At 68.6% G+C, this 25,341-nt stretch carries 27 protein-coding genes and 1 tRNA gene; 10 read left to right on the forward strand and 18 right to left on the reverse strand.

Translation table 11 applies throughout. From position 1 onward, the window contains the following. Positions 1-58: 58 nt before the first annotated feature. The 5 genes from ACJH71_RS04515 to ACJH71_RS04535 are packed head-to-tail and all read right to left on the reverse strand — an operon-like array spanning position 59 to position 5,330. Positions 59-1,378, reverse strand: coding sequence for a DUF58 domain-containing protein (locus tag ACJH71_RS04515; RefSeq protein WP_406756837.1), 1,320 nt, complete (start codon positions 1,376-1,378; stop codon positions 59-61). Beyond that, on the reverse strand, positions 1,375-2,352 hold the full coding sequence (locus ACJH71_RS04520) for an AAA family ATPase (RefSeq protein ID WP_406756838.1): 978 nt from the start codon (positions 2,350-2,352) through the stop codon (positions 1,375-1,377). Before ACJH71_RS04520 ends, ACJH71_RS04515 begins: the two co-directional genes overlap by 4 nt. Next, on the reverse strand, positions 2,349-3,458 hold the full coding sequence (locus ACJH71_RS04525; protein WP_406756839.1) for a DUF4350 domain-containing protein: 1,110 nt from the start codon (positions 3,456-3,458) through the stop codon (positions 2,349-2,351). The genes ACJH71_RS04520 and ACJH71_RS04525 overlap by 4 nt, the downstream gene beginning before the upstream one ends. Further along, positions 3,455-4,063, reverse strand: a complete 609-nt coding sequence (locus ACJH71_RS04530) for a DUF4129 domain-containing protein (RefSeq protein WP_406756840.1) — start codon at positions 4,061-4,063, stop codon at positions 3,455-3,457. Before ACJH71_RS04530 ends, ACJH71_RS04525 begins: the two co-directional genes overlap by 4 nt. 10 nt (positions 4,064-4,073) lie before the next feature. Continuing rightward, complete coding sequence (locus ACJH71_RS04535; RefSeq protein ID WP_406756841.1) at positions 4,074-5,330, reverse strand: hypothetical protein; 1,257 nt, start codon at positions 5,328-5,330, stop codon at positions 4,074-4,076. A gap of 25 nt (positions 5,331-5,355) precedes the next feature. Here ACJH71_RS04535 and ACJH71_RS04540 point away from each other — a divergent pair, with 25 nt between their 5' ends. Further along, entirely contained in the window at positions 5,356-5,820 is a 465-nt protein-coding gene (locus ACJH71_RS04540; protein WP_406756842.1) for a GatB/YqeY domain-containing protein, read from the forward strand. Between the two features lie 364 nt (positions 5,821-6,184). On the opposite strand, the gene ACJH71_RS04545 is transcribed toward ACJH71_RS04540, so the two are convergent. From ACJH71_RS04545 to ponA2, 6 genes are all read right to left on the reverse strand, one after another. After that, on the reverse strand, positions 6,185-6,586 hold the full coding sequence (locus ACJH71_RS04545) for a hypothetical protein (RefSeq protein ID WP_406756843.1): 402 nt from the start codon (positions 6,584-6,586) through the stop codon (positions 6,185-6,187). Between the two features lie 71 nt (positions 6,587-6,657). After that, a complete protein-coding gene (locus tag ACJH71_RS04550; RefSeq protein WP_406756844.1) occupies positions 6,658-6,915 on the reverse strand; it encodes a DUF3297 family protein in 258 nt (85 codons plus the stop codon). Positions 6,916-7,098: 183 nt separating this feature from the next. After that, positions 7,099-7,172 (reverse strand) — tRNA-Pro (locus ACJH71_RS04555). Between the two features lie 283 nt (positions 7,173-7,455). Next, positions 7,456-8,562, reverse strand: coding sequence for a PLP-dependent cysteine synthase family protein (locus ACJH71_RS04560; RefSeq protein ID WP_406756845.1), 1,107 nt, complete (start codon positions 8,560-8,562; stop codon positions 7,456-7,458). After that, positions 8,559-9,524 carry a metallophosphoesterase gene (locus tag ACJH71_RS04565; protein ID WP_406756846.1) on the reverse strand — a complete coding sequence of 322 codons (966 nt, stop codon included), beginning with the start codon at positions 9,522-9,524 and terminating at the stop codon, positions 8,559-8,561. Before ACJH71_RS04565 ends, ACJH71_RS04560 begins: the two co-directional genes overlap by 4 nt. A 38-nt stretch (positions 9,525-9,562) precedes the next feature. Then, positions 9,563-11,983: a transglycosylase/D,D-transpeptidase PonA2 gene (gene ponA2, locus ACJH71_RS04570; protein WP_406756847.1), complete on the reverse strand. Its 2,421-nt coding sequence runs from the start codon at positions 11,981-11,983 to the stop codon at positions 9,563-9,565. Positions 11,984-12,430: 447 nt separating this feature from the next. On the opposite strand from ponA2, the gene ACJH71_RS04575 reads away from it, so the two are divergent. Beyond that, positions 12,431-12,763 (forward strand): WhiB family transcriptional regulator, encoded by a 333-nt coding sequence (locus ACJH71_RS04575; protein ID WP_406756848.1) that lies wholly within the window; start codon positions 12,431-12,433, stop codon positions 12,761-12,763. Between the two features lie 31 nt (positions 12,764-12,794). Here the strand turns inward: ACJH71_RS04575 and ACJH71_RS04580 are convergent, their stop codons facing one another. Both ACJH71_RS04580 and ACJH71_RS04585 read right to left on the reverse strand, forming a co-directional pair. Further along, a complete protein-coding gene (locus tag ACJH71_RS04580) occupies positions 12,795-13,952 on the reverse strand; it encodes an ArsA family ATPase (protein ID WP_406756849.1) in 1,158 nt (385 codons plus the stop codon). Continuing rightward, the gene (locus ACJH71_RS04585) at positions 13,949-14,971 is read right to left on the reverse strand and encodes an ArsA family ATPase (RefSeq protein ID WP_406756850.1); all 1,023 of its coding nucleotides are present in this window, start codon (positions 14,969-14,971) and stop codon (positions 13,949-13,951) included. Before ACJH71_RS04585 ends, ACJH71_RS04580 begins: the two co-directional genes overlap by 4 nt. 47 nt (positions 14,972-15,018) lie before the next feature. On the opposite strand from ACJH71_RS04585, the gene ACJH71_RS04590 reads away from it, so the two are divergent. From ACJH71_RS04590 to ACJH71_RS04600, 3 genes are read left to right on the forward strand one after another with little or no spacing between them, the layout of a single operon-like run. After that, on the forward strand, positions 15,019-15,180 hold the full coding sequence (locus ACJH71_RS04590; protein WP_109560444.1) for a DUF4177 domain-containing protein: 162 nt from the start codon (positions 15,019-15,021) through the stop codon (positions 15,178-15,180). Beyond that, entirely contained in the window at positions 15,177-15,644 is a 468-nt protein-coding gene (locus ACJH71_RS04595; RefSeq protein WP_406756851.1) for a RidA family protein, read from the forward strand. The genes ACJH71_RS04590 and ACJH71_RS04595 overlap by 4 nt, the downstream gene beginning before the upstream one ends. Before the next feature lie 7 nt (positions 15,645-15,651). Continuing rightward, the gene (locus ACJH71_RS04600; protein WP_406756852.1) at positions 15,652-16,428 is read left to right on the forward strand and encodes an MBL fold metallo-hydrolase; all 777 of its coding nucleotides are present in this window, start codon (positions 15,652-15,654) and stop codon (positions 16,426-16,428) included. Between the two features lie 79 nt (positions 16,429-16,507). Here the strand turns inward: ACJH71_RS04600 and crp are convergent, their stop codons facing one another. Further along, entirely contained in the window at positions 16,508-17,182 is a 675-nt protein-coding gene (crp, locus tag ACJH71_RS04605; RefSeq protein ID WP_013830875.1) for a cAMP-activated global transcriptional regulator CRP, read from the reverse strand. 104 nt (positions 17,183-17,286) lie between these two features. Beyond that, positions 17,287-17,427 (reverse strand): hypothetical protein, encoded by a 141-nt coding sequence (locus ACJH71_RS04610; RefSeq protein WP_406756853.1) that lies wholly within the window; start codon positions 17,425-17,427, stop codon positions 17,287-17,289. Between the two features lie 132 nt (positions 17,428-17,559). On the opposite strand from ACJH71_RS04610, the gene nth reads away from it, so the two are divergent. The 4 genes from nth to marP are packed head-to-tail and all read left to right on the forward strand — an operon-like array spanning position 17,560 to position 20,896. Further along, on the forward strand, positions 17,560-18,240 hold the full coding sequence (gene nth / locus ACJH71_RS04615; protein WP_406756921.1) for an endonuclease III: 681 nt from the start codon (positions 17,560-17,562) through the stop codon (positions 18,238-18,240). Between the two features lie 24 nt (positions 18,241-18,264). Continuing rightward, the gene (locus tag ACJH71_RS04620; RefSeq protein ID WP_406756854.1) at positions 18,265-18,903 is read left to right on the forward strand and encodes a TlpA family protein disulfide reductase; all 639 of its coding nucleotides are present in this window, start codon (positions 18,265-18,267) and stop codon (positions 18,901-18,903) included. Next, the gene (locus ACJH71_RS04625) at positions 18,903-19,706 is read left to right on the forward strand and encodes an NUDIX hydrolase (RefSeq protein ID WP_406756855.1); all 804 of its coding nucleotides are present in this window, start codon (positions 18,903-18,905) and stop codon (positions 19,704-19,706) included. The genes ACJH71_RS04620 and ACJH71_RS04625 overlap by 1 nt, the downstream gene beginning before the upstream one ends. Beyond that, on the forward strand, positions 19,703-20,896 hold the full coding sequence (gene marP / locus ACJH71_RS04630; RefSeq protein WP_406756856.1) for an acid resistance serine protease MarP: 1,194 nt from the start codon (positions 19,703-19,705) through the stop codon (positions 20,894-20,896). Before ACJH71_RS04625 ends, marP begins: the two co-directional genes overlap by 4 nt. On the opposite strand, the gene ACJH71_RS04635 is transcribed toward marP, so the two are convergent. Both ACJH71_RS04635 and ACJH71_RS04640 read right to left on the reverse strand, forming a co-directional pair. Then, entirely contained in the window at positions 20,897-21,856 is a 960-nt protein-coding gene (locus ACJH71_RS04635) for an alpha/beta fold hydrolase (RefSeq protein WP_406756857.1), read from the reverse strand. It abuts the gene before it with no gap. After that, positions 21,856-22,413: a phage holin family protein gene (locus ACJH71_RS04640; protein WP_406756858.1), complete on the reverse strand. Its 558-nt coding sequence runs from the start codon at positions 22,411-22,413 to the stop codon at positions 21,856-21,858. Before ACJH71_RS04640 ends, ACJH71_RS04635 begins: the two co-directional genes overlap by 1 nt. Positions 22,414-22,622: 209 nt before the next feature. On the opposite strand from ACJH71_RS04640, the gene ACJH71_RS04645 reads away from it, so the two are divergent. Continuing rightward, entirely contained in the window at positions 22,623-23,339 is a 717-nt protein-coding gene (locus tag ACJH71_RS04645) for a serine protease (protein WP_406756859.1), read from the forward strand. A 32-nt stretch (positions 23,340-23,371) separates the two neighbouring features. Here the strand turns inward: ACJH71_RS04645 and acs are convergent, their stop codons facing one another. Then, positions 23,372-25,333: an acetate--CoA ligase gene (gene acs / locus ACJH71_RS04650; RefSeq protein ID WP_406756860.1), complete on the reverse strand. Its 1,962-nt coding sequence runs from the start codon at positions 25,331-25,333 to the stop codon at positions 23,372-23,374. Positions 25,334-25,341: the final 8 nt, after the last annotated feature.

Raw genomic sequence — 25,341 nt, forward strand, 5'->3', positions numbered from 1 at the left:
GTGTCTGCGCAGCGACACGCCGCAAATGATGGCATTCTGCGCACGCTCGCGGCCGCGATCAGAGCCGCCCGGCGGCCTTCATCGCCAGATAGGCATCGGCCAGCGCCGGCGCCAGGTCCTCCGGTGGGGCGTCGATGACCTGCACGCCGCTGCGGCGCAACTGGGCCGCCACCGCACGGCGATCGTTGCGGGCTCGCTCGGCGGCCCCGGCGTCATAGACAGCGGCGGCGTCGCCGCGGCCTTGCGCCAGCCGTTCCACTCGCGGATCGGCGACCGCGGCCAGGATCACCTGGTGTGCCGCAGTCAGTTTCGGCAATACCGGCAGCAAGCCTTCTTCCAGGGCGGAGGCGTTGAGATCGGTCAACAGCACCACCAGGTTCTGTCGGCGCGCCCGCCGGGACAAGGCGGCGACCATCGCCGCGGCGTCGGATTCGACCAGCGCCGGCTGCAGCGGCGCCATCGCGTCGACCAACTGGGCGAACAACCGGGTTCTCGGCGCCCCGAACACCCCGGCCCGGGTCACCTGATCGTGGGCGAGCAGATCGACGTGGTCGCCGGCGCGTAATGCCAATGCCGCCAACAACAGTGCGGCGTCCATCGACCAATCCAGCCGCGGCCAGCCCGCGGGGTCCCGCGCGGTCGGGTCGACCCCGATCCGGCCCGCCGCGGTCCGGCCGGTGTCGAGCACGATGACGACCCGCCGGTCACGCTCGGGCCGCCAGGTGCGCACCACGACGTCGGCACGCCGCGCGGTGGCCCGCCAGTCGATCGAGCGCACGTCGTCGCCGACGACGTATTCGCGCAGTGAGTCGAACTCGCTGCCCTGACCGCGCACCAGCGCCGGAAGATTCCCGTCGATCTCGCGCAGCCGGGCCAACCGTGCCGGCAGGTGCCGGCGCGACAAGAACGGTGGGAGCACCCGCACCTTCCCGGGCACCTGCCGGGATCGCTGGCGTCCGGCCAGCCCCAGTGGTCCGATCGAGCGCACGGTGACCCGGGCGGCCTGTTGGTCGCCGCGGCGGATCGGCCGAAGCTCGGTGAGCAGCCGGTATTGCTGTCCGGCTGCCAGCTCCAGCGGATGGGAGCGCGGCGTGGCACAAGCGCTGGGCGGCCAGGAGTCCCGTACCTGACCGCGGAATCGGCTGCTACCGTTGCCGATCCACAACGTCGTCAGCACCGTCTGGCCGAGCCGTACCGCGTTGTCCATGGACCGCTCGATGTGCAACGTCGCGGGATCCGTCGCCAACGCGACGTCGAGCACCACTGCCGCGATGAGCCCGGCCAGCAGCACCGTAAACGCCGCCGCCGGCCAGGGCGCCACCGTGATCGGCACGGCGCAAAGCAGTGCGATCAGCGCGGTGCGGCCCGTCAGAATCACCAGCGGGGCACCGGGACCGAGGCCAGGATGGCATCGAGAACGCCGTCGGCGGTGGCGCCCTCGAGGTCGGCCTCCGGGCGCAACATCACCCGGTGCCGCAGCGTGGAGCGGGCCATCGCCTTGACGTCATCGGGCGTCACGTAGTTGCGCCCGGACAGCCACGCCCACGACCGCGCCGTGGCCAGCAACGCGGTCGCACCACGCGGTGAAACACCCAGTTGCAGGGCGGGGGAGTGCCGGGTCGCCGCGACCACGTCGACGATGTAGCCCAGCACCTGGTCTGCCACCAGGACCTGGCGCACCGCGGCGCGACCGGCCGCCAGGTCCGGCGCGCCGGCCACCTGGGCCACCGCGGACAGATCGTGCGGGTCAAACCCCTGCGCATGCCGAGACAAGATGTCGATCTCGGCCTCGCGCACCGGCAGCGGCACGGTCAACTTGAGCAGGAACCGGTCGAGCTGGGCCTCCGGCAGCCGATAGGTGCCCTCGTACTCGATGGGGTTGGCGGTGGCCGCGACGATGAACGGGTCGGGTAGCGGCCTGGCCGCACCGTCGACGCTGACCTGCCCTTCCTCCATCGCCTCCAACAGCGCCGCCTGGGTCTTGGGGGGCGTCCGGTTGATCTCGTCGGCCAGCAGCAGATTGGTGAAGACCGGGCCGGGGCGGAACACGAACTCCGCGGTGTGGGTGTCGTAGACCAGCGAGCCGGTGATATCCCCGGGCATCAGGTCCGGGGTGAACTGGACCCGTTTGAAGTCCAGCTGCAACGCGGCGCTCAGGGTGCGGACCAGCAGGGTTTTCGCTACGCCGGGGACGCCTTCGAGCAGCACGTGGCCGCGGCATAACAGCGCGATCACCAGGCCGCTGACCACGGCGTCCTGGCCGACAACAACCTTGGCGACTTCGCTGCGCAACGCCAGCAACGCCTGACGGGCCGCGGCAGCAGCCGGATTCTCGGCGGGAGTGTGAGTCACGAGTGGGTGACCTGCCTTTCGATGTCGTCGAGTGCGTGGGCCAGGGCGACCAGGGCCTCGTCGGAATCCGGAGGTGGTCCGAACAGTAAGTGCCCCAGCCAGTCCGGGTGGGCGCCAATCCGCGCCGACACTGCGGCGATCAGCGCGGGTGGCTCTGGCCCCGGGCCCAATCCCAGTCGGGGAGCCAGTCGGCGCAGCGCCGCAGTACGCAGCGCGGCGGCGGCTCGGTCCCGGGCGCGGTGGGAGCGGTAGAGCCGGCCAAGCCCCTCGACGGTCTCCGACGCGCGGACGACGACGGGCAATGACTCGGCGACCAGCGGGCCCAGTCGGCGGCCCTTCCACAAGGCGGCCAGTGCCAGTGCCACACACAACTGCCAGAACAGCCATCGCACGTTTGACGGGATCAGGCCGGAAATCGCTGCCTTTCCCGACTTTGCGCCTTGAACATGTTGGGGCGCATACCAGATCAGGCGATTTGAGGTGCCGGCAAGATTCATCGCCAGTGCGGCGTTGCCCGCGCGGGCCAGGTCGGCGTTGGTCATGAAGGTCTCACTGCCGATCACGGTGATGGTCCGCTTGCCGTCCCGATAGCGCACCAGGGCGCCGTCATAGCAGCTGTCCACCGAATGACCTTGGATCGCAGCGTAGGTCGCGGTGGTGCGCAGGTCCACTTCGCCGGCCCGTTGCGCCTCGCGCAGGCTGCAACCGGGCCGGTGGGTGTATGCCCGGGCCGGCCCGGACCGGATGCCGGGTGCCAGGGCCTTGCGGGCCAGGGCATCGGGTGCCACCAGTAGCAGGTCGCCCGGCAGATCGGCCAGCCGGTTCATCAGCTCACTGCCGGCGATGCGTGGGGTCTGGGCCACCAGCACCAGCGTGTCGGGACGCGCCTGCAGCGCGACGTCATCGACGGTTCCGGCGGGCACAACCTCCACTCCGCGGTGACGCAGCAGCGCCACCAACGCGTGCGCGCCCTCGGGCCCGGTGGCATTGGGATCCATTCGGCCGCCCGGCCGCGGCGTGGTCAGGTAGGCGCCCACCGCCGAAACCGCCACGATCACAGCCAAGGCCGCCGCGACCCACAGCCACGTCCGCCGCCGGCTTGTCATCGGAACTGCCGCGCCGGCGTTGTGGCCCGCACCCGTTCGTCGAGGTCTGCGACGATCCGATATCCCTCCGGGGTCGCGGGCAGCTCGCCGTAGCTGACGTCGTTGAATGTCTCGGCGGCCCGGAACAACTCACCGGCCAGGCCCGGTAGCGCCGTACCGGCATCGCGGGCCAACTCGGTGGCGGTACGGCCCGTGGCGGGATGCAAGACGCCGGTCTCCTCGAGTTGGCGGGCCACCGCCCGCAGTCGGTGCCGGATCGCCTCGACCCAATCCCCCGCTGCGGCGTGCCGTTGCGCAGCGGCGCGGTGTTCGGCGGCGCTGAGTTGTGTTGCGCCGTACAACGGGTCGCCGCGGCGGCCGTCGTGCAGCATCCGGCGGCTGACGTGGACGGCAGTCACCACGGCCGCCGCGAGGACGATCAGCAACAGGCTGATGGTGAACCACCCGCCTGGCAACTCCGCACCCTTGAGCACCAGCCGCCGTACCAGCGTCTCGATGAAGTCGAGGAACTGTTGTTTGGGTGACGGCCGCGGGTACATCGGTTTTGCCAGCTCGCGTTCGGCCGCCTCGCGGGCGGCTTCGCGGTCGACGTCGACGGTGGGCACCGGAGAATCCTTACCCCGGGGGCCGGGTCAGCCAGAGGTTGTCGGTCCACCCGGCGCCGTACGGCCCACCGGTTGCGCCGGTGCGCAGCACCAGGTCGAACGCCTCGCCCCGGATACGGCGGTCGGTGTACAGCAGTACCGACACCCCGGCGCTGAACGGCAGCACGATGATCTGACCGAGCGTCGTTCCGATCCGGGAGAACAGGCTCAACTGTGCACCGCCGGTCAGGGCGTCGGTGCCATGGGTGACGATCATCCCGAAGATGTTGAAGGGAAACGCCACTGCGCTGCTGATCAGGGAGACGATCAACGCGGTCAGCGCCATGATGCCCAGCACCCGCCAGAAACTGTTGCGTACCAAGTAGAACGAGCGGCGCATCGCTTCGAACACGGGTTGGCGCTCCAGCACGATCACTGTTGGCGCGAAGACCAGCACGGTGTAGCCGTAGGCCAATGCTGCGATCAGCGCCGGTACCAGCGGCACAGCGATCAACACTGCGGCGCCGGTGCCGCCGGCCCCGGCGGCGAAGGTGACCAAGGCGGCCGCGAAGCCACACAGCACCGCCGCGGCCAGGCCGATCAGGGCGGTCAGGCCGATCAGCGGACCGAAGCGGTCGCGCACGCTCGCCCAGGCTTCGGCGATGGTGATCGGCGACCCGAACACCGCGCGACCGACCACGACGGTCAGCAGTCCGGTCAGCACGATGGTGCCCAGGGCGGTCACGATGGCCGCGCCGACAGAACCGGTCAGCCACGCCGCCACGTCGCCGCCGGACAGCTCCGAGGACGACCTTCCCGGGCCCGACGGGCCGAGCGCCGACAGTAGGCCGAACAGGGCGATCCCGCTGATGATCTGGGTGGCCACCACGACCACGGCGGTGAGCCCGAGCACGGTCTTGGGGTTGGCCCGGATGTAGCCGACGGCGCCGTTGTAGATGTCGGTGAGGCTCAGTGGGCGCAGGGGAATGATGCCGGGCTTGAGTTCCGGCTGCGGATAGCCCTGCGGGGGGCCGTATCCCGGCGGCGGCCCGTAGCCGGGTGGGGGGCCATAGCCCGGAGCCGGGGGACCATAGCCGACCGGCGGTGGGCCGTAGCCGGGCGGGGGTGGGCCGTAACCCGGCGCTGACGGTCCGTAGCCGGGCGGGGGGCCGTAGCCGGGCGGCGGACCGTAGCCCGGAGGTGGCGGGCCGTAGCCCGGAGGTGGCGGGCCGTAGCCGGGAGGCGGAAAACCGGGTCCGGGGTAGCCGGGCGGAGGCGGATTCACCATGTGGCTGAGCGTAGCGTTATGGGGCATGGCGGAACTCAAATCCCAGTTGCGTACCGATCTGACGGCGTCGATGAAGGCGCAGGACAAGCTGCGCACCGCAACCCTGCGAATGTTGTTGGCCGCGATTCAAGCCGAAGAGGTCGCCGGCAAACAGGCCCGGGAACTGACCGACGAGGACGTCTTGAAGGTGCTGGCGCGCGAGGCCCGCAAACGTGCGGAGTCCGCGACCATCTACACCCAGAACGGCCGGGGCGACCTCGCCGCCGAAGAGCACGCCGAGGCCCGGATCATCGACGAGTACTTGCCTGCGCCGCTCAGCGACGCCGAACTGGCCGACGTCGTCGACACCGCGCTGGCGCAGGTCGCCGAGGCGATCGGGGAGCGGCCGCACATGAAGCACATGGGCCAGGTGATGAAGGCCGCCACCGCGATCGCCGCGGGCAAGGCCGACGGTTCGCGGCTGTCGGCCGCGGTCCGGGACCGGCTCTAGCGATTGACCGCGGCATCGGCGCCGATCAAGGCGGTAGCGCTCAAACCATTTTCGGGGCACAAGCCGTGATTGATGTAACCAGCACGGAGCACGCGAGCCCGGACGGGTCGCCATCGAGGCCGAATTTCGGTATCGATGTCGCCGAGTCGTCAACACCGCTCAGTCGTGGTTGAAATGTGCCGAAAGCGCAATCAGGATCGTCACGATGACGAGAATGACGATGATGGGAAGCGCCCACGGGAGTACCGCTTCGATCACCACACCAGCATAGGCCGGTTTCGGCTGGCGGTAGCGCGGCCGAGTGGAAGCACATGGGCCAGGTGATGAAGGCCGCCACCGCGGTCGCCGCGGTCCGCGACCGGCTCTAGGAACCGGTTGCCGGCAGCTGCCAGCCCGTCAGAGCGGCGATGAAGCTGTCGGGGTCGGTAACGCTGACGTAGAGAACGCGGACCGGCCTGTTGAACCAGCCGGCCGTCGGCGCTTTGCTCGGTTTGACAGCGTGGGTCAGCCGTATCTGGACCACGCCGTGCCGGGATCCGTTGACCAGCCAGCCATTACACGCCTGATGGACCCCCCAGCCCCACATGCGTTCCGGTGCCGGCCGGGCGGATTCGATGTTGTCCAAGGCGATGTCCATGGCGAAGGCCCATCCGCTGCGGACTTGCAGCAGACCGTCGGCCACCCGGATGCTGGCGCGCCCGGGCCCCAGGCCGAACACGGTCGCCAGCGGTCGATACCACCGGTCATAGCGCATCGGGAAGTCCACAGCAGACATTGTCTACGGCCAAGGAGGCTGGGGGACTGGTTTCGATACAACCAGTAACCGAAGGGCGTCCGCTATTCCGCCTGGCGGAAGTAGGGCTCAACCGTGCCGCTGAGCTTGACGACCATCGGATTTCCGCGGCGATCCTTGGCGGTAGGGACTTCCACACGCACCCAACCCTCGGCCACGTTGTATTCGTGCACGTTCGTTCTCTCGACGCCATTGAAGCGAATACCGACATCGCGGCGGAGAGTCTCTTCGTCATAGAAGGCGCTGCGCGGATCGATGGAGAGCTGATTCGGCGGAACGTCTGTGTTCGGATCCTCGGACAAGATGATGGCCTTCGTCGAATGCTGCGTGAAGTTCGTGGATTTGATTCGCTAAGAACCTACGCGACCAAGGCTGGCTGGATGAAATCACGGCCAACCCAGGTCACCGCGACATACGTCGCCCCCGACGAGAAAGGGCTCCGACTGGATTGACCAGTCAGAGCCCTCTACCTGCAACAACCTGAGTCGGGGTGGCGGGATTCGAACCCACGACCTCTTCGTCCCGAACGAAGCACGCTACCAAGCTGCGCCACACCCCGTGTGAAGCCACGACAGCGTATCGCACCGCGCGGCCGGTCACCCAAACGCCCAGTTCAGCCAACATCGAGGCCCAGCTCACTAGCTACCGAGAGCATGAAACGCCCCACATTCCGGCGTGTGGAGCTCGCAAACATAGGCGGACTTAGGCAGACTGACTAATAAGGTTTAGTGCAAAGGGAGTCGAATCATGACGCTGTTAGGCGGAGCGGTGTATGCCGGTTTCTTCGCTCTGGCTGCGGTGTGGCTGGTAGCCACCAACCCCGACGCAGCCGAAGAGCGGGCTCAGGCGAACGCGAACCGGCAGGACCTCTCGAACTCGGCCAGAACGGCCGCCGGGCCCGTCGGATCGAGCCCTTGCTGCGCCAGCCAGTCGTCGTTGTAATAGGTGTCGGCGTAGCGGTCGCCGCTGTCGGCCAGCACGGTGACCACCGACCCGCTGCGCCCGTCGGAAACCATCTCGGCCAGTAGCGCAAAGGCACCCCAGACATTGGTGCCGGTCGAGGCACCCACCCGACGGCCCAGGACCGCGCTGACGTGCCGCGCAGTGGCCACCGAGGCGGCGTCGAGCACCGCCATCATCCGGTCCACCACGTCGGGCAGGAACGACGGTTCCACCCGCGGCCGGCCGATGCCTTCGATCCGCGACGATTCCTCGACCACGACGTCGTAGCGGCACTGTGAGTAGGCCGGGTAGAAGGCCGAGTTCTCCGGGTCGACCACGCACAGCCGGGTGGCGTGCCGGCGATACCGGATGTAGCGGCCGATCGTCGCGCTGGTGCCGCCGGTGCCGGCCCCCACCACGATCCACTCCGGGATGGGGTGGGCTTCCTCGCGCATCTGGGAGTACATCGACTCCGCGATGTTGTTGTTGCCGCGCCAGTCGGTGGCGCGTTCGGCGTTGGTGAACTGGTCCAGGTAGTGCCCGCCGGTATCGGCGGCGATCCGCTCCGCTTCGGCGTAGACGTCGGCCGAATGCGCCACGAAATGGCAGCGCCCGCCCTGCGCCTCGATCAGCGCCACTTTCGACGCACTGGTCGAGGACGGCATGACCGCGACGAACGGTAGCCCCAGCAGGGCCGCGAAGTAGGCCTCGGACACCGCGGTGGACCCCGACGACGCCTCGACCACCGTGGTGCCCTCGGCGATTCGGCCGTTGCACAGCCCATAGAGGAACAGTGAGCGGGCCAGCCGGTGCTTGAGGCTGCCGGTGATGTGGGTGGTCTCGTCTTTGAGGTACAGCGCTACGTCGGCTTCGGCGGCCCACGCAGCGGGCAGCGGGTAACGCAGCAGATGGGTGTCGGCGCTGCGCCGTGCGTCGGCTTCGATCAGCCGGATCGCGTTGTCGGCCCAGCGCCGTGGATGCCCGTGGTCGGCGATCCGCCCAGTCAACGGGCCGACACGGAGGGCTGGGTCGAGCCGCGGATGAGCTGCGAATCGTCACCGCCGGTCGGGGCGGCCACCAGGGTCAGCAGGCTCGCCTCGGGGCGGCAGGCGAACCGCACCGGCGCGAATGGCGAGGTGCCGATGCCCGCCGAGACGTGCAGGCGCATGTGCGCACCCCACTGCGACGGTCCCTTCACCCGAGAGCGATCCAGTCCGCAGTTGGTCACCAGTGCGCCGTAGAACGGCACGCACAGCTGGCCGCCGTGGGTGTGACCGGCCATCACCAGCTGATACCCGTCGCCGGCGAATCGGTCGAGCACACGTGGCTCCGGCGAATGGGTCAACCCCAAGCGCAGATCGGCGGTCAGGTCGGACGGACCGGCGATGGTGTCGTAACGGTCCCGCTCGATGTGCGGGTCGTCGACGCCGGCCGCGGCGATCCGGTGTCCGGCCACGTCGAATTCGCGACGGTTGTGGGTCAGGTCCAGCCAGCCGCGCTCGGTGAAAGCCGCGCGCAGGTCCTGCCACGGCAGCGGAACGCCGTGGACCCGATGCGTCGGCTTGGTCAGGTACTTCGCCGGGTTCTTCAGCCGCGGTCCGAAGTAGTCGTTGCTGCCGAACACGAACACTCCCGGCACCGACAGCAGATCACCCAGGGCCTGCACCACCGCCGGCACCGCCTTCGGATGCGCGAGGTTGTCGCCGGTGTTGACCACCAAGTCCGGCTCCAGGCGCACCAGCTCCCGCAGCCAGGCCTGTTTGCGGCGTTGGCCGGGACGCATGTGGATGTCGCTGATGTGCAGTACCCGCAGCGGTGAGGAGCCGGGAGCCAGCACCGGCATCGTCGCCTCGCGCACCACGAACGCGTTGCGTTCGATGATCGCGCCATAGCCGATAGCGAGGGCCGCCGGCCCGAGCGCCGCCGAAGCGGCGACGACGGACCGGGTCAGAGCAGGTGAGGCAGCCATGGCGTTCAGACTACTGCGCCCGGACCGTGTGGCCGCGATTACGGCGGCGGCGCAGGGGGCGGCAGCAGCGGAATGGTGATCGGCGGCAAGCCGGGAATCTCCACCACCGTCGACCCGACCGGGCCCAGCGGCGGCAGGCCGTCCGGCGGCGGTGGCGGTGGCGGAGGGATGCCGTTGCTGACGTCGATGGTGATGATCGAACCGGGAATGGTCTGCCCACTCGGTGACGTACCGACGACGGCACCGGAACGGGCGCTGCTGTTGACCCAGTTCGGCTGGTCGGCGACCTGGAACCCGACTTCCTTGAGTCGCGCCCGGGCGGCGTCCACGTCCAGGCCGGTGACGCTGGGCACCCGTGAGTTGGGGCCGCCGTCGACGTACCGGGGTTCGGTCGGCGGCATGATGACGTCGCCGAAGTCGGTGGCGATCGGTTTCATTGCCGCAAACCAGGTCCGGGCCGGCTCGTTGCCGCCGTAGAGGTCGCCGTCTCCGCAGTGCCGCAGCGGAAACGAGCACAGGTCCGACGGTGAGCTGGAGTCGTCGAAGATGTAGTTGGCTGCGGCGTACCGGTTGGTGAAGCCCAGGAAACCCGACGAGCGGTGCGCCTCGGTGGTGCCGGTTTTGCCCGCCATCGGCAGATCCCAGCCCACCGAACCCGCGGCGGGCGCCGCGGTGCCGCCGCCTTGGATGTCCTTGCTCAAGGCGTTGGCCATGGTGTTCGCGAGCCCTTCGGGAACCACGCGCTCACAGGTCTCGGTGGTCACAGCCACCTCGTTGCCGTTGCGGTCGAAGACCTTGTCGATCGGGTTCGGCGGGCACCAGACGCCGCCGGAGGCCAAGGTGGCGGCAACGTTGGACAGCTCCAGCGCGTTGACCTCGATCGGGCCCAGGGTGAACGAGCCCAGGTTCTGTCGCTTGACGAAATCGGCCAGGCTCTCGTTGCTGTCCGGGTCGTAGTCGCGGGCGGTGCCCGGATCGGCGTAGGAACGCAGGCCCAGCTTGATCGCCATGTCCACGGTGCGGCCGACGCCGACCTGGGAGATCAGCTTCGCGAACGCGGTGTTGGGCGAGGTCGCCAGCGCGGTGGAGACGTTCATCGGCGACCGATAGGGGGCGACGTTGACCACGCACCAGGTCTCCTTGGGGCAGCCCTTGGCGCCGCCGGAGCCCATGCCCTTGGTCTGGAACCGGCCGGGGACTTCGAGATCGGCGCTGATCCCCATGCCCATCTCCAGTGCCGCTGCCACGGTGAACGTCTTGAAGATGGATCCGGCGCCGTCGCCGACCAGTGAGAACGGTTGCGGCCGCATGGTTTCGCCGAGGTCGGCGTTGAGCCCGTAGGTACGGTTGCTGGCCATGGCCAGCACCGGGTGTGCGTCGCTGCCGGGCTTGATCACGCTCATCACGCTGGCGATGCCCTGCACGTTGGGGTTGGCGAAGCTGTCGATCGCCTCTTTGATCGGCGCCTGCACGTCGGGGTCCAGTGTGGTGTGGATGACGTAGCCGCCGCGGGCTACCTGCTCCTTGCTGATCCCCGCGCGCGTCAGGTACTCCTGCACGTAGTCGCAGAAGAAGGCCCGGTCGCCGGCCGCGATGCAGCCCCGCGGCAGCTCGTTGGGCTGCGGCAGGATGCCCAGTGGCTCGGCCTTGGCCGCTCGCAGTGCGTCGGCCTCGCCGGGGATGTTTTCGATCATCGTGTCCAGCACCAGGTTCCGTCGCGCCAGTGCGCCCTCGGGATTGGTGTAGGGGTTCAGCGTGCTGGTCGACTGCACCATGCCGGCCAGCAGGGCCGACTGCTGCCAGTTGAGGTCTATGGCGTCGACACCGAAGTAGGTCTGGGCGGCGTCCTGGATGCCGAACGAGTTGTTGCCGAACGAGACCAGGTTCAGGTAGCGGGTCAGGATCTGCGGCTTGGTGAAGGTCCGGTCCAGGGTGAGCGCCATCCGGATCTCGCGGAGCTTGCGCGCGGGGGTGGTCTCGATCGCGGCGCGCTTCTCGGCATCGGTCTGGGCCAGTACCAGCAGTTGGTAGTTCTTGATGTACTGCTGCTCCAGTGTCGACCCGCCGCGAGTGTCGATGTCCCCGGAGGCGTAGCCGGCCAGCCCGGTCAGCGTCCCCTTCCAGTCCACCCCGCTGTGCTCGGCGAACCGCTTGTCCTCGATGGAGACGATCGCCAGCTTCATCGTGTCGGCGATCTTGTCGCTGGGCACCTCGAACCGGCGCTGCGAGTACAGCCACGCGATCGTGTTGCCCTTGGCGTCGACCATCGTCGACACCGCGGGCACGTCACCGCTGACCAGCTGGGCCGATCCGTTGGCCACCACGTCGGAGGCGCGGTTGGACATCAGGCCGACACCGCCGGCGACGGGGAACAGCAGCGCCGCGAGCAGTACGGCGGCGAGCAGACAACACCCGGCCAGTTTGAGCACAGTAGGGCCGGTCGGGGGGCGCTCCGACATGGCTACACACTAGCGGTGGTCGCAAGCGCGGCTGAGCCGGGCGATGGGGGCGGCTCCCGCTTGCGGGGGACGGGCCACCGCCGTCAACCCAGCCCCGGGGGCAGGCGGGCGCTCGCCGAAGACGCCGAACACCGTGGGCGCCCCGGGCCGATTTAACTGACATAGGCGTCAAAAACTGTCGTGTTCAGGCAAGGCTTTGCTGCTGACCGCGGCGCAGATCATGATCGGACGGCACGGTTGTCCCAAAAATGTGCCGATCAACCTGTTGCGCAGACAGCACCTGACCACCTAACTTGGACATCAAGTGCGATTCAGGTAACACTGATGACACGATGTGGCGTAGATCGCAATGTTGGATCGCGTCGATGTTGAATAGGTGGCTGCCGGGGCGGCCGGGACGGAGGATCGTCAGTGTCTGTTACGGGGACAGCGGTTCATAACGCCAGCATGCCAACGGATTCATCCCAACCCCCCCGAACCGTCCTGCGCGGCGTGCAGGACGAGGGGCGAATCGCCTGGGTTTCCAAGGCCGTATGCCGCGGTGCGGATCCCGACGAACTCTTCGTACGTGGTGCGGCACAACGCAAAGCGGCAGTGATCTGCCGGCACTGCCCGGTTGTGCTCGAGTGTTTGGCCGACGCCCTCGACAACCGGGTCGAGTTCGGTGTGTGGGGCGGCATGACCGAGCGGCAGCGCCGAGCACTGCTCAAGCAGCACCCCGAGGTGACCTCCTGGGGCGAGTACTTCGCAGCTCAGCGCAAGCAGCGTGACGCCGGCTGACGCCCGGCTGAGTCCCTCTTCGCTTCTACTTCTACTTCTTCGCCGTCAGCTGATCGGCGATCGCGCCGAGCGCCTCCAGATCGGAGACGTCGAACGGCAGTGACGGCACCCCCACGATGGGAACCCGCGGGTTGGCCCGGGTGAAACGCGACAGCAGTCGGATTTCACGCTTGGCGGTAGCGCCGCGTTCGGCGTGAATCTGCAGCGCCGCGGTGGTGAGCGACTTCGTCCCCTCGGGCAGCGACGCGCTGACCTCGGGCTCCTGCAGCGTCTCGATCGCGTCGATGGCGCGCTCGATGGGCAGGTCGCACAGCATCGGATGGGTGCGGTTGAGGATCAGCCCCGCCAGCGGCATGTGCTCTTGGGAGAGCCGGTCGACGAAGAACGACGCCTCCCGCAACGCGTCAGGTTCGGCCGCCGACACCACTACGAACTGGGTGCCGCGGCGCTTGAGCAGGTCATAGGTGCGGTCGGCCTTCTCCCGGAAGCCGCCGAAGGTGGCGTCGAGGGACTGCACGAAATTCGCTGCGTCGGAAAGCATTTGCGAACCCAGCACGGTCGACAGGGCTTTCATCGCCAGACCGACAGCGCCGGCGACCAGTTTGCCGATGCCCCGGCCGGGGCCCAGCAGCAGCTTCCACAGCCGGCTGTCCATGAAGCTGCCCAGCCGCTTGGGTGCGTCCAGGAAGTCCAGGGCGTTGCGCGACGGCGGGGTGTCGACGACCACCAGGTCCCAGCGGTCCTCGCTCAGCAACTGGCCGAGTTTCTCCATCGCCATGTACTCCTGCGTGCCGGAGAGCGAGGTGGCCACCGTTTGGTAGAACTGGTTGCCCAGGATCGCCTCGGCCCGCTCCGGGCCGGAGTACTGCGTCACCATCTCGTCGAAGGTGCGGCGCATGTCGAGCATCATCGCGTACAGCTGACCAGGTACTTCCGCAGGCAGCGTCACCTGCTGCGGGTTGTTGCCCAGGTCGTCGATGCCCAGCGCCTGCGCCAGCCGGCGGGCCGGGTCGATGGTCAGCACCACCACGGTGCGGCCGTATTCGGCGGCCCGCAGCGCCATCGACGCGGCGGTGGTGGTCTTGCCGACGCCGCCGGCGCCGCAGCACACCACCACACGGTTGGAGGTGTCGGCCAGGATGGCCGCCAAGTCCAGCGCCAGCGGCTTGCCGGTCGTATCGGGTGTCATCGAACCCCCTGTTGGCCGAGAACTTCGGAGAGCTCATAGAGGCTGCCGAGGTCGACCCCGTCGGTGATCGTCGGCAGATGCAGGCGCGGCACGTCCAACTGCTGCAGCTGCTCGGCCGTTTCGGTCCGGGCGCTGATGCGGGTGGCGTGCTGGATGGTTTCGGTCAGCAGGCCGGCGAAGTCGTCGTCGGTCAGCGTGATCCCCGCCGCGGCCAGTCCGCTGCGAAGCGCGTCGGCGTCGACGACGCCTTCGGCTGCCTTGGCCAGATCGGCGGGATCCAGGTGTGCGGGGATGTCGCGGTTGACGATCACGCTGCCGATCGGCAGGTCCAGCGCCCGCAGCTCGTCGATGGCCTCCAGGGTCTCCTGCATCGGCAGGGCCTCCAGCAGCGTCACCAGGTGAATGGCCGTCTGATCGGAGTGCAGCAGCTTCACCACGCCGTCGGCCTGGGAGTGCACCGGGCCGCCCTTGGCCAGCTGCGACACCGCCTTGGTGACGTCGAGGAATCGGGAGATCCGGCCGGTCGGCGGCGCGTCCACCACGATCGCGTCGTAGACCGGCTTGTTGTTCTTGTCGGTCTGGATCACGTGGTACTTGATCTTGCCGGTGAGGATGACGTCGCGCAGGCCGGGCGCGATGGTGGTCGCGAACTCGACCGCCCCGACGCGCCGCATCGCCCGCCCGGCGATCCCCAGGTTGTAGAACAGGTCGAGGTATTCCAGGAAGGCGGCCTCGATGTCCATCGCCAGCGCGTCGACCTGCCCACCGCCCTCGGCGGTCGCGACCTTGAGTGGGGTGATAGGCAGCGGCGGTACGTCGAAGAGCTGCGCAATGCCTTGGCGCTCTTCGACTTCCACCAGTAGGACCCGACGTCCGCCGGCCGCCAGCGACAACGCCAACGCGGCGGCCACGGTCGATTTGCCGGTACCGCCCTTGCCGGTCACGAAATGCAGCCGGGCCTTCGTCAATCGCGAAGGCCAGCCGAGAGCAGGCTCGCTGCTGGATGTGGCTGTCACCACTGCATGCTAACCAAACGCTTGGACGTCCTAGCGATAAGCTCGCTCCCATGAGTGAACGCACGGTCTGGGAGTACGCCACGGTCCCCTTGATCACGCACGCCACCAAGCAGATCCTCGACCAGTGGGGCGAAGACGGCTGGGAGCTGGTCTCGGTGCTGCCGGGGCCGTCCGGTGAGCAGCTCATCGCCTTCCTGAAGCGCCCGAAATGAGCTGGCGGGCCCGGCTGACCGAGCTCGGGATCGAGCTGCCCGACGTGGTGGCGCCGCTGGCGGCCTACGTGCCGGCAGTTCGCACCGGCAACCTCGTCTACACCTCCGGTCAGCTGCCGATGCAGTCCGGGGCGTTGCCGCACACCGGCAAGGTCGGTGCGCAGGTCAGCCCGGAGGAGGGCCACGCGCTGGCGCGGATCTGCGCTCTCAACGCGCTGGCCGCCGTGGATGCCCTGGTCGGGCTCGACGCGGTGGCCCGAGTGGTCAAGGTGGTCGGATTCGTCGCGTCGGCGCCGAACTTCAACGGGCAGCCCGCCGTGATCAACGGGGCCTCCGAGCTGCTGGGTGAGGTGTTCGGCGACGCCGGCAAGCATGCCCGCTCGGCGGTCGGCGTCTCCGAGCTGCCGCTGGATGCCCCGGTGGAGGTCGAACTGATCGTCGAGCTGAAGGCCGCGGCGGAGTAGTCGAGCGGTGTCCGCCAGTCACCCCGCCTACGGTCGGTTGCGGCCGGTCACCCAGACCGCGTCGGTGCTGTTGGCCGACAACCCGGGCTTGATGACGCTGGAGGGCACCAACACCTGGGTGTTGCGTGGCCCGGGCAGCGACGAGGTGGTGATCGTCGATCCGGGGCCCGACGACGACCAGCACATCGGCCGGTTGGCCGAGGTCGGCAAGATCGCCCTGGTGCTGATCAGTCACCGGCACTTCGATCACACCGACGGCATCGACAAGCTGGCCGACGCGGTCGGTGTGCCGGTGCACTCGGCGGGCAGCGGATTTCAGCGCCGGCTCGGCGGCGGCCTGGCCGACGGTCAGGTGATCGACGCAGCCGGACTGCGCATCAAGGTTTTCGCCACCCCCGGCCACACCGCGGACTCGCTGTCGTTCGTGCTGGATGACGCCGTCCTGACCGCCGACACCGTGCTGGGCCGCGGCACCACCGTCATCGATACCGAAGACGGCGACCTGACGCACTACCTGGACTCGCTGCGGCGCCTCCGCGGTTTGGGTGGGCGCACGGTGCTGCCCGGGCATGGGCCGGAGCTGCCCAACATCGAGGCGGTGGCCACCGGCTATTTGGAGCATCGCGAACAGCGGCTCGACCAGGTGCGCTCGGCGCTGGCCGCGCTGGGTGAGGACGCGACCGCCCGTCAGGTGGTCGAACACGTCTACACCGACGTCGACGAAGAGCTGTGGGGTGCCGCCGAATGGTCAGTGCAGGCCCAGCTGGACTACCTGCGGGGCTGACTCACCGCCGCGAGCCTGTAGTTAACGCGGGAAAGTGCGAGCAGCGGCCACGCTAACTACAGGCTCGGCGAGCAGGTACCTAGCGCGCCCGGCGGGCCAGCCGCTCGGAGTCGGAGATCAGCACGCTCTTGCCCTCGAGCCGGATCCAGCCGCGGTGGGCGAAGTCGGCCAGTGCCTTGTTCACGGTCTCCCGCGAGGCCCCGACCAGCTGGGCGATCTCTTCCTGGGTCAGGTCGTGGGTGACCCGCAGGGCCCCGCCTTCCTGGGTGCCGAACCGTTGCGCCAGCTGCAGCAGCTGCTTGGCGACCCGGCCAGGCACGTCGGTGAAGATCAGATCGGCCAGGTTGTTGTTGGTGCGACGCAACCGGCGGGCCAGCACCCGCAGCAGCTGCTCGGCGATCTCGGGCCGATCGGAGATCCACGACCGCAGGGCGTCACGGTCCATCGAGACCGCGCGCACCTCGGTGATGGTGGTCGCGCTCGAGGTCCGGGGGCCCGGGTCGAAGATCGACAGCTCACCGAACATGTCCGAGGGGCCCATGATGGTCAGGAGGTTCTCCCGGCCGTCGGGAGACCGTCGGCCGATCTTCACTTTCCCGGAGACGATGATGTACAGCCGGTCGCCGGGCTCTCCCTCGGCGAACACGGTGTGTCCGCGCGGAAAGTCCACGGGCTGAAGCTGCTTGGTCAGCGCGGCTACGGCGCTGGGCTCAACTCCCTGGAAGATTCCGGCCCTCGCCAGGATCTCGTCCACGATGCCCCTTAGATGTTTTTGATGAAGGTTTGAAATCGTAAGTGCGGGCCGCTACCCGGCCAGCCACCTGAGTCTAGAGCCACGCGTCAAGCGAGATTACAACGCTATACACGGTTGGCATGCCGATTCGGAGGAAACTGCGGATTGGCCTTCTGCTCCTGGCTCAGCCCCGTTTCGATGCGTTCCAGCCCGACTGCTGACAGCATCAGCAGCGTCGGGATGGCGGTGATCAGCAACCAGGACACAAGTCGTCAGTAAACATGGGCAAGATCTCGTTGGGGTCACAAATTAGTACCCTGTCGGAGGTGACAGTGGACAAAGCCTCCCGCGGGGCGCGGACGGAGACCCGGACCGGACTGGTCCGGCGTGCTCGTCGGATGAATCGGACTCTGGCGCAGGCCTTTCCCGACGCCCACTGCGAGTTGGACTTCACCACGCCGCTGGAGCTGGCCGTCGCGACGGTGCTGTCGGCCCAATGCACGGACGTGCGGGTGAACCTGACGACGCCGGCGTTGTTCGCCCGGTATCCGACGGCGCTGGACTACGCCCAGGCCGACCGCACCGAGCTGGAAGAGCTCATTCGGCCCACCGGCTTCTACCGCAACAAGGCGTCTTCCCTGATCAACCTCGGCCAGATGCTGGTCGAACGCTTCGACGGGGAACTGCCCGACACCATGGAAGAGCTGGTGCGCCTGCCCGGAGTGGGCCGCAAGACCGCCAACGTGATTCTGGGCAATGCGTTCGGGGTCCCGGGCATCACTGTCGACACCCACTTCGGCCGGCTGGTGCGGCGCTGGGCCTGGACCAGCGAGGAAGACCCGGTCAAGGTCGAGCATGCGGTTGGTGAGCTCATCGAGCGCAAGGAATGGACGTTGCTGTCCCACCGGGTGATTTTTCACGGCCGACGGGTCTGTCACTCCCGCAAACCGGCCTGCGGAGTGTGCGTGCTGGCCAAGGACTGCCCGTCGTTCGGGATCGGGCCTACCGCCCCGATGGAGGCCGCTGCGTTGGTCAAAGGCCCCGAAACCGAGCATCTGCTGGCTTTGGCCGGGTTGTAGGGGTCCCTGGATCAGATGGCGCCGATGAGCGGGTCGCGAGGATGGACCCTGACCGGGATAGCGGTCCTGGCGGTGGTGGCCGCGCTGCTCACTGGGCTGGTGACCGAACTGCGCCGTGAGCCGACCGCCGTGCGGGCCGACCCGCATCGATCCAGCACAGCCGTGGCCGCCGGCGCGGACCTGACCTCGCTGCGGCAGCGCGCCGACCTGCCGCCCTGTCAGGTGGGGCCGGGAGACACCGGGCCGAGCGCCCTGCGCGGCGTGACCGTCGAGTGTGCCGCCGACGGTTCGCCCGTCGACGTGGCTGCGATGTTCGCCGGCCGCAAGGTGGTGCTCAATCTGTGGGCGTACTGGTGCGGGCCCTGCCGCGACGAATTGCGGGCGTTCGCCGAATACCAGCGCCGGGTCGGGCCGACCGTGACGGTGGTGACGGTGCACCAAGACGACAACCAAGCGGCGGGCTTGGCCCTGCTGGCCGAACTGGGCGTGCGGCTGCCCACCCTGCAAGACGGCCGCCGGCAGCTTGCGGCGGCGCTGCGGGTGCCCAATGTGATGCCCGCGACTGTGGTGCTGGCCGCGGACGGTAGCGTTGCCCGCATCCTGCCGCAGCCCTTCGCCAATGCCGAAGAGATCGCCGCTGCCGTCGAGAACAGCGGCCGCTGATGTGGGGCGATCAGGATCCGGCACGCAAGGGAGGCGCGGTGAGCGCTGGCGAGTCCCAGTCGTGGGCCCCGTCGCGCGCCCCGTCTTGGCTCCGCCCGCTCGTCGACAACGTCGAGAAGGTGCCGACGGCCTACCTGCACCGGCTGCCCGCCGATGTTCGCGCGATGATCACGGCGGCCAACGCCAAGGCCAGCGTCACCGGTCGCGGGCGCGACGCGGCCGTACTGGTGCTGTTCTCCGGGCCGCCGGGAGGCCCACCGGAGGCGATATCGGAATCGGCTGACCTGCTGGTCACGGTGCGGGCCTCGACGCTGCGCCACCATGCCGGCCAGGCCGCGTTTCCGGGTGGGGCAGTCGATCCCGGCGACGACGGGCCGGTTGCCACGGCGCTGCGGGAGGCCAACGAGGAGACCGGAATCGACCCGGTCCGGGTGCATCCGTTGGTCACGATGGACAAGATCTTCATCGCCCCCTCGGGATTCCAGGTGGTGCCGGTGCTGGCGTACTCCGAGGATCCTGGGCCGGTGACCGCGGTGGACCCCGGCGAGACCGCTATCGTCGCTCGCGTTCCAGTCCGGGCATTCATCAACCCGGAGAACCGGTTGATGGTTTACCGTGATGCGCGCAGTCGGCGATGGGCCATGCCGGCGTTCCGGCTCAATCAGATGCTGGTCTGGGGATTCACCGCCCAGGTGATCTCGGCGATGCTGGATGTGGCCGGCTGGGCACAGCCCTGGGACACCAGCGAGGTGCTTGGGCTGGACGAGGCCATGGCGCAGGTTGGAGGAGAAGGCGAGATATGACGTCGTCGCAGTGGCTGGACATCGCCGTCCTGGCGATCGCCTTCGTTGCCGCAGTGTCTGGCTGGCGCTCCGGCGCGCTGGGCTCCCTGCTCTCTTTCGTCGGTGTTGCGTTGGGGGCCATGGCCGGCGTGCTGCTGGCCCCGCACCTGATCGAGAGCGTCTCGGGTGCTCGGCTGAAACTGTTCGCCGCACTGTTTCTGATCCTGGCCATGGTCGTCATCGGTGAGGTCGCCGGCGTGGTGCTGGGGCGGGCGGTGCGCGGGGCGATCCGCAGCCCGGGTGTCCGGGGAGTCGACTCCGTGGTGGGCGTGGTGTTGCAGCTGGGCGTGGTGCTGATCGCGGCCTGGTTGCTGGCCACCCCCCTGACCGCGTCCGATCAGCCGAACCTGGCTGCTGCCGTCAATGATTCACGCGTGCTGCGTCAGGTCGACGACCTCGCGCCGCGTTGGCTCAAGAACGTGCCTCGGCGGCTATCGGCGGTGCTCGACGACTCCGGGCTGCCCGCCGTGTTGGAGCCCTTCAATCGCGCCCCGATCGCTGCGGTGGATGCGCCGGACCCGGAACTGGCTGCGAGCCCGGTCGTGGAAGCCACTGCGCCGAGTGTGCTGCGGATCCGCGGCGTGGCGCCCAACTGCCAGAAAGTGTTGGAGGGCACCGGATTCGTCATCTCACCTACTCGGGTGATGACGAACGCGCACGTGGTGGCCGGTTCGGACAGCGTCACCGTGGAAAGCGGCACCAAGTCGTACGAGGCCACGGTGATCTCCTTCGACCCCAAGGAAGACATCTCCATACTGGCGGTGCCCGATCTGCCGCTGCCGCCGTTGGCGTTCGCCTCCTCGCCCGCCCAGGCTGACACCGACGCACTGGTGCTGGGCTACCCCGGCGGCGGCGTCTTCGAGGCCACCCCGGCGCGAATCCGCGACGTGATCAATCTCGAGGGCCCCGACATCTACCGCAACACGACCGTCACCCGCCGGGTGTACACCATCAGAGGCACTGTGCAGCAAGGCAATTCCGGTGGTCCCATGATCGATATGGACGGTCGGGTGATCGGCGTGGTGTTCGGTGCCGCGGTCGACGACGCCGACACCGGGTTCGTGATGACCGCCGAGGAGGTGGCGGGTCAACTCGCCCGCATCGGCGACACCCAGCCGGTCTCGACACAGACCTGTGTCGGGGGAGAGTGATCAGGCGAGAAACCGCAGCAGGTGCTCGTTGACCACCTCGGGCGCCTCTTCGTGAGCGAAGTGCCCCGCGCCGGGCACCGACACGTACTGCCCGTGGGGCGCGTACTGCCGGGTCTTGTTGACCGGGTCGGCCAGCACATAGGGGTCGTTCGCACCACGTAGGTGTAGCAGGGGAATGTTCAGCGTGCGCAGGTCCAGCGCCTTCATGAACCGCCGGCCCTCGGCGCGGAGCTGACTGCGCACCGCCCAGCGCTGGTACTCCAGCGCGCAGTGCGCCGCCGACGGAATCTGTACCGCGGTGCGCAGGTGCCCGATGGTTTCGGCGAAATCCTGACTCGCCTGCCAGCTCGCGCCGGCCCGACTGCGCACCAGTCGCTCGAGCTCGGCTCCGCCTCGGCGGGTCAGGGAGCGCTCCGGCCAGAACGGCACCTGGTAGCGCAGCAACCACGGCAACAGCGCTCGGCCCTGATCGGCATGGGTCAGCGCCGAGTGACGCAACGCCGCCGGATGCGGTGAGCTGACCACGGCGATATCGCGCACCAGGCGGGGGTGCAGCAGCGCGGTGGCCCAACACACCAGGCCCCCGTCGGCGTGGCCGACCAGGGTCGCCGAGGAGTGCCCCAGGGCGCGGATCAGCCCGGCCGTGTCACCGGCGAGGGTCCAGCCGTCGTAGCCGCGGGGAGGCTTGTCGCTACCCCCGTAGCCGCGCAGGTCGACTGCGACGACCCGGGCATCGTCGCTCAGCCCGCGCAACTGATGACGCCAGGTCCACCAGAACGAGCCGAACCCGTGCAGCAGCATCACCAGCGGCCGTGAGGTCGGCGGGGCGTCGGCGGCGTTGGCCGTGTCCTTGCCGACCGTTGTCGCCTCGACGACATGGAAGCGAATGCCGTTGGCGTGGATGTCCCAGTGTCGCCACGGCCCGTCGATGCGGGTGATCGACGGATCCGGTGGCGGCACTACCAGCCCGAGGGATCGGTGGTCGGCCCGCCGTCGGGCGAGCCCGCCGGTGACGCCGACGAGCCGTGCAGGCGGTCCGGGTCGGGGCGAAGCGCATCGCGGGTCTCACGCACCGATTCGATCGTTTGGCGCGGCCCGCGGATACGGCGCACCCGTAGGAAGCCAAGCAGCGCCAGGGCCACCGTCACCACCAGCATGATCCCGAACACGATCAGGTAGGCCGCCCAGTCCTGCAGCCACATGTTGAGCAGCTCGGCGACGAAGAAGAAGAAAAAGAAGGTGGAGTAGAACAGCACGACCAGGGCCGCGATGAAGAAAATGCTGCCGGTCAGGCCCTTCTTGACGTCCCGGGTGATCTCGGCGCGGGCCAGCTCGACCTCCGCGCGCACCAGCGTCGACATCTGCGCCGTGGCGTCCTTGACCAGCTCGCCCAGGGATGGGTCGGCGGGCAGCGCGTGCGGGTCGGCCAGCGGGATGGTCGCCAAGGTGTTGGGCACGCCGTTGCGGTCCGCCCTAGCTGCGGCGCGTGATGCATTCCTGCGGTCGCCCTTGCTCACTGGCTGTCCTCCCGTTCGCCGTCGTCGCGGCTTAATGTTGCCATGCGGTAGCCGACCCGACGAGTGACCCCGGAAAGCTGCGGCAGATCGCGAGCCACCGCGCCCCCGACGGCGCTGGCCCGCGGCGCGCCCAGCCCCGCCACGTCACCTACCGCCGTTAGGCTGTTTCTCTACCACCGGGGGTGGAGTTGATCGACGGGAGAACCGCTGTGCAGATCGCACACCGCTGGTCGTTGCGTGCCGCGACGGTGCTGTTGGCCTGGGTGACCTGTGCCGGCTTGTTCACAGTCGCCGCACCGGCGGGCCGGGTAGCCGCCGACGACAAGGTGGTGATGGGCGGCGGCGCGGGCATCGTGGTCGACGAGGACACGCTGTGCACCCTGACCTCGATCGGCCACGACAAGACCGGTGCGCTGATCGGTTTCACCTCGGCACACTGCGGCGGGCCCGGCGCGCTGGTGGCCGCCGAGGGCTCCGAGGGCAACGGCACGATCGGCCACATGGTCGCCGGCAACGACGGCCTGGACTACGCCGTGATCGAGTTCGACCCCAACAAGGTGACGCCGGTGCCCAACTTCGGCGGCTTCGTGATCGGCGGCATCGGGCCGGACCCCATGTTCGGTCAGATCGCCTGCAAGCAAGGCCGCACCACCGGCAACTCCTGCGGCGTCACCTGGGGGCCGGGCCAAGACCCGGGCACCATTGTGATGCAGGTGTGCGGGCGGCCTGGTGACTCCGGCGGGCCGGTCGTGGTGAACAACATGTTGGTCGGCATGATCCACGGTGCGTTCAGCGATGCGTTGCCGACGTGCGTGGTCAAGTACATCCCGTTGCACACACCCGCGGTCGTGGTGTCGATCAACGCCGTGCTGGGCGACATCAACGCCAACGACCGGCCGGGCGCGGGCTTCGTCCCGATCGGCTAGGCGATCGCAAGCGCGGCGGGTCGCCTATCGGCTCAGTCGGCCGCCCGGATCGCGTCGAACACGCTGGGGTCCACCAGGGTTGAGGTATCGCCCAGTTCGCGGCCGTCGGCGATGTCGCGCAGGAGCCGGCGCATGATCTTGCCGCTGCGGGTCTTGGGCAGCTCCGGGACGATGTGGACGTTACGGGGCTTGGCGATCGGGGAGATCTCCACGGTGACCCGCTCGCGCAGGTCGTCCACGATCGTGCCGCCCACGTGGCTGTGGGATGCCGCCAGTACCACGAATGCGCAGATCCGTTGGCCGGTCTGCTCATCGATGGCGCCGACGACGGCGGCCTCGGCCACCGCTTCGTGACCGACCAGAGCGGACTCCACCTCGGCGGTGGAGATGCGGTGCCCGGAGACGTTCATCACGTCGTCGATCCGGCCCAGCACCCAGATGTCGCCGTCGGCGTCGTAGCGGGCGCCGTCGCCGGCGAAGTACCAGCCCTGCTCGGCGAAGCGTGACCAGTAGGTCTCGATGAAACGCTCCGAGTCACCCCAGATCCCGCGGGTCATCGACGGCCACGGCTGATCGATGACCAGGTAGCCCGAAACCGGTTCCCCGGCAGCGTCATCCGGAGACAGCAGGTCGCCGTGATCGTCGACGATGCGAGCGGAAATCCCGGGCAGCGGGGTCATCGCGGCACCCGGCTTGGCCGCGGCCACACCGGGCAGCGGGGTGATCATGGCAGCGCCGGTCTCCGTCTGCCACCAGGTGTCGACCACCGGGACGGCGTCCGCGCCGATCACACGTCGGTACCAGCGCCAGGCCTCCGGGTTGATCGGTTCACCGACTGAACCCAACAGTCGCAGACTGGTCAGGTCGTGGGCGTCGGGGACCTCGCGGCCCCATTTCATGAACGTGCGGATCAACGTGGGCGCGGTGTAATAGATGGTCACGCCGTACTTTTCGATGATCTGGAAGTGCCGGTGCTGGTCCGGGAAGTCCGGGGTCCCCTCGTAGATTACTTCGGTGGCGCCGTTGGCCAGCGGCCCGTATACCGAGTAGGTGTGGCCGGTGACCCAGCCGACGTCGGCGGTGCACCAGAAGACGTCGGAGGCGGCCTTGAGGTCGAAGACGTAGTGGTGGGTGTAGGCCGCCTGCGTCAGATAACCGCCACTGGTGTGCACGATGCCCTTGGGCTTGCCCGTGGTCCCCGACGTGTACAGCAGGAACAGCGGCTGCTCGGCTTCGAACGCGTCGGGGGTGTGCTGCGGTGCGGCCGGATCCACCACCTCGTGCCACCACAGGTCGCGGTCGGGGTCCCAGGCCACTTCGTCACCGGTGCGGCGCACCACCAGCACGTGCTCGACACTGCTTTTCTCCGGGGCTGTGCCTAAAGCCTCGTCGACGGCAGGTTTGAGCGGCGCCGGCTGGCCGCGGCGGAACTGCCCGTCGGAGGTGATGACCACCTTCGCCTGCGCGTCGTCGATGCGGGAACGCAGCGCGTGCGCGGAGAACCCGGCGAACACCACCGTGTGCAAAACGCCCAGCCGCGCGCACGCCAGCATCGCGATGACCGCCTCGGGGATCATCGGCAGGTAGATCGCCACCCGGTCACCGGCCACCAAGCCGAGCCCGGTCAGCGCGTTGGCCGCCCGGGAGACCTCGGCGAGCAGGTCCGCATAGGTGATGGTGCGGGCGTCGCCGTCCGGCTCGCCCTCCCAGTGGATCGCCACCCGGTCGCCGTGGCCGGCTTCGACATGGCGATCCACGCAGTTGTAGGCGACGTTGAGTTTGCCGTCGGCGAACCAGCGTGCGAACGGAGCGTCTGAGTAGTCGAGCACCTCGGTGAAGGGCGTTGCCCAGCTCAACCGGTTGGCCTGCTCGGCCCAGAAAGCGAGCCGATCGGATTCGGCTGCGCGGTACAACTCGGGACCCGCGTTGGCCTGGGCGACGAACTCGGCGGCGGGTGGGTACGACGGCGCTGAAGCGGCGGGTGTTGCGGTCACGGTCAGGA

The organism is Mycobacterium sp. SMC-15 (assembly GCF_045310925.1).
In the GTDB taxonomy this organism is placed as follows: domain Bacteria; phylum Actinomycetota; class Actinomycetes; order Mycobacteriales; family Mycobacteriaceae; genus Mycobacterium.

Bases quoted from the DNA above. Each gene is read 5' to 3' on its own strand.
- ACJH71_RS04540 (WP_406756842.1), top strand. From the start codon at position 5,356: ATGGCGGAACTCAAATCCCAGTTGCGTACCGATCTGACGGCGTCGATG.
- ACJH71_RS04595 (WP_406756851.1), top strand. From the start codon at position 15,177: ATGAGCTGGCGGGCCCGGCTGACCGAGCTCGGGATCGAGCTGCCCGAC.
- ACJH71_RS04535 (WP_406756841.1), bottom strand. From the start codon at position 5,330: ATGGTGAATCCGCCTCCGCCCGGCTACCCCGGACCCGGTTTTCCGCCT.
- ACJH71_RS04590 (WP_109560444.1), top strand. From the start codon at position 15,019: ATGAGTGAACGCACGGTCTGGGAGTACGCCACGGTCCCCTTGATCACG.
- ACJH71_RS04525 (WP_406756839.1), bottom strand. From the start codon at position 3,458: ATGACAAGCCGGCGGCGGACGTGGCTGTGGGTCGCGGCGGCCTTGGCT.
- marP (WP_406756856.1), top strand. From the start codon at position 19,703: ATGACGTCGTCGCAGTGGCTGGACATCGCCGTCCTGGCGATCGCCTTC.
- ACJH71_RS04580 (WP_406756849.1), bottom strand. From the start codon at position 13,952: ATGACACCCGATACGACCGGCAAGCCGCTGGCGCTGGACTTGGCGGCC.
- ACJH71_RS04625 (WP_406756855.1), top strand. From the start codon at position 18,903: ATGTGGGGCGATCAGGATCCGGCACGCAAGGGAGGCGCGGTGAGCGCT.
- nth (WP_406756921.1), top strand. From the start codon at position 17,560: ATGAATCGGACTCTGGCGCAGGCCTTTCCCGACGCCCACTGCGAGTTG.
- ACJH71_RS04575 (WP_406756848.1), top strand. From the start codon at position 12,431: ATGCCAACGGATTCATCCCAACCCCCCCGAACCGTCCTGCGCGGCGTG.
- ACJH71_RS04620 (WP_406756854.1), top strand. From the start codon at position 18,265: ATGAGCGGGTCGCGAGGATGGACCCTGACCGGGATAGCGGTCCTGGCG.
- ACJH71_RS04565 (WP_406756846.1), bottom strand. From the start codon at position 9,524: ATGGCTGCCTCACCTGCTCTGACCCGGTCCGTCGTCGCCGCTTCGGCG.
- ponA2 (WP_406756847.1), bottom strand. From the start codon at position 11,983: ATGTCGGAGCGCCCCCCGACCGGCCCTACTGTGCTCAAACTGGCCGGG.